Annotated in this window: 7 protein-coding genes; all 7 read right to left on the bottom strand. The window is 72.4% G+C overall.

Going from position 1 to position 6,485, the window contains the following annotated elements; genetic code table 11:
• Positions 1 to 207 precede the first annotated feature (207 nt).
• On the bottom strand, positions 208 to 642 hold the full coding sequence (nusB, locus tag ACFZBT_RS36000; RefSeq protein ID WP_184597187.1) for a transcription antitermination factor NusB: 435 nt from the start codon (positions 640 to 642) through the stop codon (positions 208 to 210).
• 2 nt (positions 643 to 644) lie between these two features.
• Entirely contained in the window at positions 645 to 1,211 is a 567-nt protein-coding gene (gene efp / locus ACFZBT_RS35995) for an elongation factor P (RefSeq protein WP_391113094.1), read from the bottom strand.
• A 53-nt stretch (positions 1,212 to 1,264) separates the two neighbouring features.
• Entirely contained in the window at positions 1,265 to 2,374 is a 1,110-nt protein-coding gene (locus ACFZBT_RS35990) for a M24 family metallopeptidase (protein WP_391113092.1), read from the bottom strand.
• Between the two features lie 195 nt (positions 2,375 to 2,569).
• Complete coding sequence (locus ACFZBT_RS35985) at positions 2,570 to 3,433, bottom strand: Pro-rich N-terminal domain-containing protein (protein ID WP_391113090.1); 864 nt, start codon at positions 3,431 to 3,433, stop codon at positions 2,570 to 2,572.
• A gap of 164 nt (positions 3,434 to 3,597) precedes the next feature.
• On the bottom strand, positions 3,598 to 4,689 hold the full coding sequence (gene aroB / locus ACFZBT_RS35980) for a 3-dehydroquinate synthase (protein ID WP_391113088.1): 1,092 nt from the start codon (positions 4,687 to 4,689) through the stop codon (positions 3,598 to 3,600).
• On the bottom strand, positions 4,686 to 5,168 hold the full coding sequence (locus ACFZBT_RS35975; protein ID WP_391113098.1) for a shikimate kinase: 483 nt from the start codon (positions 5,166 to 5,168) through the stop codon (positions 4,686 to 4,688). The genes aroB and ACFZBT_RS35975 overlap by 4 nt, the downstream gene beginning before the upstream one ends.
• A gap of 26 nt (positions 5,169 to 5,194) precedes the next feature.
• Positions 5,195 to 6,379: a chorismate synthase gene (aroC, locus tag ACFZBT_RS35970; protein ID WP_391113086.1), complete on the bottom strand. Its 1,185-nt coding sequence runs from the start codon at positions 6,377 to 6,379 to the stop codon at positions 5,195 to 5,197.
• Positions 6,380 to 6,485 lie beyond the last annotated feature (106 nt).

Here is a 6,485-nt window from a genome sequence, read left to right as displayed (position 1 = left end):
CCCGGGGGGCCCCCCCCTCGCGGGCGCCCCCCCCCCCCCCACCCCCCACCCCCCCCCCCCCACACGGGGGGGGGGGGGGGGGCCCCCCGCGGCCCCCCCCCCCCCCCCCCGGCGGCGTTCTGGGGGCCTGACGGCCTCCGGTCGCAGGAGGGAATGCCGGAGGGCCCGCAGCGAGCTTGCTGCGGGCCCTCCGGCATTCCGTCTGTCTCAGTCCTCGTCGCGGCGGAGCGAGGGCTTGAGGTCCTTCAGCCGACCGAGCAGGCCGTTCACGAACGAGGGCGACTCGTCCGTCGAGAACTCCTTGGCCAGCTGCACCATCTCGTCCAGGACGACGGCGTCCGGGGTCTCGTCGACCCAGATCAGCTCGTAGGCGCCGAGCCGCAGAATGTTGCGGTCGACGACCGGCATCCGGTCGAGCGTCCAGCCGACCGAGTACTGGGCGATCAGCTCGTCGATGCGCTTCGCGCGCTGCGCGTAGCCCTCGACCAGCTCCATCGTGTACTCGCTCACCGGCGGCTGCCGGGTGTCGGCCCGGGAGAGCCGGACCCAGTCGGCGAGGACCGTCAGGACCTCGGCGCCGCGCTGGTCGCCCTCGAAGAGGATCTGGAAGGCGCGCTTGCGGGCCGTGTTGCGGGCAGCCACGGTTAGCTGTTCACCCGGCCGAGGTAGTCGCTGGTGCGGGTGTCGACCTTGATCTTCTCACCGGTGGTGATGAAGAGGGGCACCTGGATCTGGTGGCCGGTCTCCAGCGTGGCGGGCTTGGTGCCGCCGGTGGAGCGGTCGCCCTGGACGCCCGGCTCGGTCTCCTGGATGACGAGCTCGACGGCGGCGGGCAGCTCGACGAAGAGCACCTCGCCCTCGTGCTGCGCGACGGTGGCGGTGAAGCCCTCGATCAGGAAGTTCGCGGCGTCGCCGACGGCCTTCCGGTCGACGTGCAGCTGGTCGTAGGTCTCCATGTCCATGAAGACGAAGTACTCGCCGTCCATGTAGGAGAACTGCATGTCCCGCTTGTCGACGGTGGCCGTTTCGACCTTGACGCCGGCGTTGAAGGTCTTGTCGACGACCTTGCCGGAGAGCACGTTCTTGAGCTTGGTGCGCACGAAGGCCGGGCCCTTGCCGGGCTTGACGTGCTGGAACTCGACGACGGACCAGAGCTGGCCGCCTTCGAGCTTGAGCACCATGCCGTTCTTGAGGTCGTTCGTGGAAGCCACGGTTGCGGAATCTCCTGGACTGACGTACGACCCCGGGGCACGCACCTGCCTGGCTACAGGGCGAGCAGCTCCTTGGTCGTGATGGTGAGTAGCTCGGGTCCGCCGTCCGCCTCGGGGCGGACGACGAGCGTGTCATCGATCCGGACACCGCCCCGGCCCGGGAGGTGGACCCCCGGTTCGACGGTGACCGGCACGCAAGCGTCCAGTTTACCCATGGCCGCGGGACTCAACTGAGGGTCCTCGTCGATTTCGAGCCCGACCCCGTGTCCGGTCAGGGCCGTGAGGCCCTCCGTGTACCCCGCGGAGTCCAGCACCTGGCGTGCGGCCCGGTCGACGTCCCGGCAGGCGGCGCCGGGTACCAGGCTCTCACGTCCGGCGCGCTGGGCGGCGAAGACCAGGTCGTACAGCTCGATCTGCCAGTCCGCGGGAGCCGTGCCGATGACGAAGGTACGGCCGATCTCACAGCGGTAGCCGCGATACGTCGCGCCGAGGCAGACGGAGAGGAAGTCCCCTTCTTCCACGCGGCGGTCGGTGGGCCGGTGAGCGGGGCGGCCCGCGTTGGGCCCGGTGGCGACGGAGGTCGGGAAGGCCGGTCCGTCGGCCCCGTGGTCGACGAGTCGTCTTTCGAGCTCCAGGGCGAGATGCCGCTCGGTCCGGCCTACGAGGATGGACTCCAGCAGTTCGCCCAGAGCCTGGTCGGCGATCTCGGCGCCGATGCGCAGGCAGGAGATCTCCTCCTCGTCCTTGACCACCCTGAGCTGTTCCACGGCGCAGCCGAGGCCGGCCAGGCGCAGCCGGGGCGCGACCGAGCCGAGGGCGCGGTGCCGGGCCACGGTGAGGTGGTGCTCCTCCACGGCGAGGGAGTCGGCACCCTGGCCCGCGGCGAGGTCGGCGGCCGCGACGGCAGGGTCACCGCCGCCGGATCCGGGCAGGTTCTGGACACGCAGGGCCGCGTCGGGGCGCTCCTGCGCGGAGCGGCCCTCGATCGGGCCGGCGCACACCAGGAGGTCCTCGGTCCTGCCCAGCAGCAGAACGGCGCCGCGCGGGGCGGGGCCCGCGAGATAGCGCACGTTGGCGGGGCGCGTGACCAGCGCCGCCGCGCTGCCGCCCGCGTTGCAGTAATCCCTCAGACGCGTCCGGCGGGCCGCGTACACCTCTGACATGACCCGAGCGTATGAGCTCCGCGGGGTTGGCGCCGGTTGAGGGCGTCTGAGTGGGGTGCCTGTATGTGTCCGGGTGGGTCGGGTGCTGTTCGGGAGAGGGCGTGCCGCGCGGGGTTGTGTGCCGTCCGCAGGTGAGTGGGGGCTTGTCGCGCAGTTCCCCGCGCCCCTATGGGGCGAGGCCCCTGAGGGCGGGGGCTACCACTGGGGCGGGCTGGCGATGGAGCGGGACAGGACGTCGTTCAGGACCTGGGCCGTCTGCGGGATGTCGAGCTGGGAGTTGTCGATGATCGGGAGGCCCGAGCCGTACCAGCCGGCCATGCGGCCGTGGATGCGGGCGACCTCGTCGTCGCTGAGGCGGCGGTTGCCGGAGCGCTCGGCGTTGCGCTCCAGGACGATCTCCAGGCCCGGCAGCAGGACGACCGGCAGCAGGCCCGGCCCGACGTGCCGCTTCCACCCTCCGAGGCCCACGACGGGCCGGTCGGGGAAGACGGCGTCGTCGAGGATGCAGGAGATGCCGTTGGCCAGGAAGTTCCGCGCGGCGAAGCCGCAGGTGCGGCGGGCGAGGCGGTACTGGGCCTCGGAGTTGTCGTTCCACCCGGACTGGGGGTCGGCGAAGCCCGAGCGGACCCATTCGCGTACGTCGTCGAGGCTGATGTGGGCCGTGGGGATCCGGCGATGGTCCGCCCAGTACTTGGCGACGCTGGTCTTCCCGGCACCCGCGGGGCCGATGAGCAGGACCGCGAGCGTCGTGCCCGCCAGGTCGGGGCCCGCCGCGGCGGGCGGCGCGCTGGGCATGGCGACCGGACCGCCCGGCGGCAGCGGCACGTGACCGGTGGTGTCCGGCGCGGCGGGAGCGGAGGCCTGAGGCGGGGGCGCGGCCGGCCCGGGCGGGGGCGCGGGGTATCCCGGTGCCGGGGGCGGCGGGGGCACGGGGGCGGAGCCCTGGTGCGCGCCCGGGTGGTGCGACCCCGGGTGGTGTGCGGCCGGCGACCAGCCGGCGGCCGGTCCCTGCCCCGGCTGGTGGGGCGGCGGCAGCGGAGAACCCACTGCGTGCTGCATCCGGTGCCACTCCGTCTCGTACAGGCGATGGGCGCTGACAGCGGGGGCGGAACCCGCTGCTACCGAACGGTACCGCCCCCGGCGATCGTTGTGTGAACGGCCGGCGACGGCCCGAAGTGCCCGGCGCCGTAAGGCTGTTTCGGGCGTAAGGAGCGTGGGAGGACTTACTGCCCCACTTCGCCGTACGCGGCGAGCAGCACGGCCGGGTCGGGTCCCTCCAGGACGGTGGGCTTGGCCAGACCGTCGAGGACGATGAACCGCAGCAGGTCGCCGCGGGACTTCTTGTCGACCTTCATGGTCTCCAGCAGCTTGGGCCACTGGTCGTGGCGGTAGTACAGCGGGAGGCCGACCGCTTCGAGGACGGTGCGGTGGCGGTCGGCCGTGGCGTCGTCCAGCCGGCCCGCCAGGCGGCCGAGTTCGGCGGCGAAGTGCATCCCCACGGAGACGGCGGCACCGTGGCGCCACTTGTAGCGCTCGTTCTTCTCGATGGCGTGGCCGAGCGTGTGGCCGTAGTTGAGGATCTCGCGCAGGCCCGACTCCTTCAGGTCGGAGGACACCACGTCGGCCTTGACCCGGATGGAGCGCTCGATGAGCTCGGCGGTGTGCGGGCCGGCCGGGGTGCGGGCGGCCTCGGGGTCGGACTCGATGAGGTCGAGGATCACCGGGTCGGCGATGAAGCCGGCCTTGATGACCTCGGCGAGTCCGGAGACGTAGTCGTTGACCGGCAGGGAGTCCAGCGCGGCCAGGTCGCAGAGCACACCGGCGGGCGGATGGAAGGCGCCCACCAGGTTCTTGCCCTCGGCGGTGTTGATGCCGGTCTTGCCGCCGACGGCCGCGTCGACCATGGCCAGCACGGTGGTCGGGATCGCGATCCAGCGCACCCCGCGCAGCCAGGTGGCGGCCACGAATCCGGCCAGGTCCGTGGTGGCGCCGCCGCCGACACCGACGATGACGTCCGTGCGCGTGAACCCGGACTGGCCGAGCGCCTTCCAGCAGTAGGCGGCGACCTCTGCGGTCTTGGCCTCCTCCGCGTTGGGCACCTGGATGGCGACCACCTCGTAGCCCTGCTCGGCCAGGTCGGCGCGGAGCGCGTCACCGGTCTCGGCCAGGGCCTCGGGGTGGACGATCGCGACCCGTTTGGCCCTGCCGCCGATCAACCCGGCCAGTTCGCCCAGGAGTTGCCGGCCCACCAGGACCTCGTAGGGCTCGGTGCCCGCCGTGCCGCCGATCTGGATCCGCGTCACTGCCTCGCTCATGCTTCCTTCAACTCCAGTGCGTCCAGGGCGACTTCGGTGACCTCTTCGGCCGTACGTCCATCGGTGGCGACGACGGCCGTGGCGACCTCCTCATACAGGTGCCGACGGGCCTCCATCAGCTCGCGCCACTGCTTGCGCGGGTTGATGGCGAGCAGCGGCCGGGCCGCGTTGAGGCCGGTGCGCTTGACCGCCTCCTCGACGTCCATCGACAGGTACACCACCCGCTGCCCGGCGAGCAGCGCGCGGGTGTCCTGGTCGAGGACGGCACCGCCGCCCAGGGCCAGCACACCGTCGTGCCCGGCCAGCGCCTCGCGCACGGCCTGCTTCTCGATGGCGCGGAAGGCGGCCTCGCCCTCCTCCACGAAGATCTCGGCGATCGTCCGGCCCTGGGCTGCGACGATGTCGTCGTCGGTGTCCCGGTACCCGGTCCCGAGCCGCTCGGCCAGCAGCTGCCCGACCGTGGACTTGCCCACGCCCATCGGGCCGACCAGCACGATCAGCGGGGTCACCGGATGGCCAGGTTGTCGAGGTAGGACCGGACATTGCGGCCGGTCTCGGTCACGCTGTCGCCGCCGAACTTCTCGGCCACCGCGTCCGCGAGCACGAGGGCGACCATGGCCTCGGCGACGATGCCGGCGGCCGGCACGGCGCACACGTCGGAGCGCTGGTGGTGGGCGGCCGTCGCCTCGCCGGTGACGACGTCCACGGTCTTGAGCGCCCGCGGCACGGTCGCGATCGGCTTCATGGCCGCCCGTACCCGCAGCAGCTCACCGGTGGTCAGCCCGCCCTCGGTGCCGCCGGAGCGGCCGGAGGTGCGCCGGATGCCCTCGTCGGTGGTCACGATCTCGTCGTGGGCCTTGGAGCCGGGCACCCGTGCCAGGTCGAAGCCGTCGCCGACCTCCACGCCCTTGATGGCCTGGATGCCCATGAGGGCGGCGGCCAGCCGGGCGTCGAGACGCCGGTCCCAGTGCACATGCGAACCGAGGCCGACGGGCACGTCGTAGGCCAGCACCTCGACCACACCGCCGAGGGTGTCGCCGTCCTTGTGGGCCTGGTCGATCTCGGCGACCATGGCCTTCGACGCGTCGGCGTCCAGGCAGCGCACCGGGTCCTCGTCCAGCTTCTGCACGTCCGCCGGCGTCGGGTACACGCCGTACGGCGCCTTCGCGGCCGCCAACTCCACCACATGGGAGACGATCTCGATGCCGGCCGTCTCCTTCAGGTACGACCGGGCCACCGCGCCAAGGGCTACCCGGGCCGCGGTCTCACGCGCCGAGGCACGCTCCAGGATCGGCCGGGCCTCGTCGAAACCGTACTTCTGCATGCCGGCGAGGTCGGCGTGGCCGGGCCGCGGGCGGGTCAGCGGGGCGTTGCGGGCGAGCCCGTCGAGGATCTCCGGGTCGACCGGGTCGGCGGCCATGACCTGTTCCCACTTCGGCCACTCGGTGTTGCCCACCATGATCGCGACCGGGGAGCCGAGGGTGCGGCCGTGCCGGACGCCGCCGATGAAGGTGATCTCGTCGCGCTCGAACTTCATCCGGGCGCCGCGCCCATAGCCCAGGCGCCGCCTCGCGAGATGGTCCGCCACCATGTCCGTGGTGATCGGCACGCCGGCGGGCAGACCCTCCAGCGTCGCGACGAGTGCGGGACCGTGGGACTCCCCAGCGGTCAGCCAGCGCAACCTGCTCAACGGTGCTCCTCAGTGCTCGCGCCCGTACTGCCCTGCGTACGCGCGTCATCTCGTACGGCGACGGCCTGACCGGGTGCGCGGCCCCGGTCCGCCATCTACGATCCTC

This window comes from Streptomyces sp. NPDC008137, assembly GCF_042957035.1.
Taxonomy (GTDB): Bacteria; Actinomycetota; Actinomycetes; order Streptomycetales; family Streptomycetaceae; genus Streptomyces.
Note: the sequence above shows the minus strand (reverse complement) of the source record. Positions and strands in the feature narration are given on the sequence as shown.

What these genes read in the sequence shown, in the direction of transcription:
- ACFZBT_RS35990 (WP_391113092.1), bottom strand. Translation starts at nt 2,374, where the DNA reads ATGTCAGAGGTGTACGCGGCCCGCCGGACGCGTCTGAGGGATTACTGC.
- ACFZBT_RS35985 (WP_391113090.1), bottom strand. Translation starts at nt 3,433, where the DNA reads ATGCAGCACGCAGTGGGTTCTCCGCTGCCGCCGCCCCACCAGCCGGGG.
- aroB (WP_391113088.1), bottom strand. Translation starts at nt 4,689, where the DNA reads ATGAGCGAGGCAGTGACGCGGATCCAGATCGGCGGCACGGCGGGCACC.
- ACFZBT_RS35975 (WP_391113098.1), bottom strand. Translation starts at nt 5,168, where the DNA reads ATGGGCGTGGGCAAGTCCACGGTCGGGCAGCTGCTGGCCGAGCGGCTC.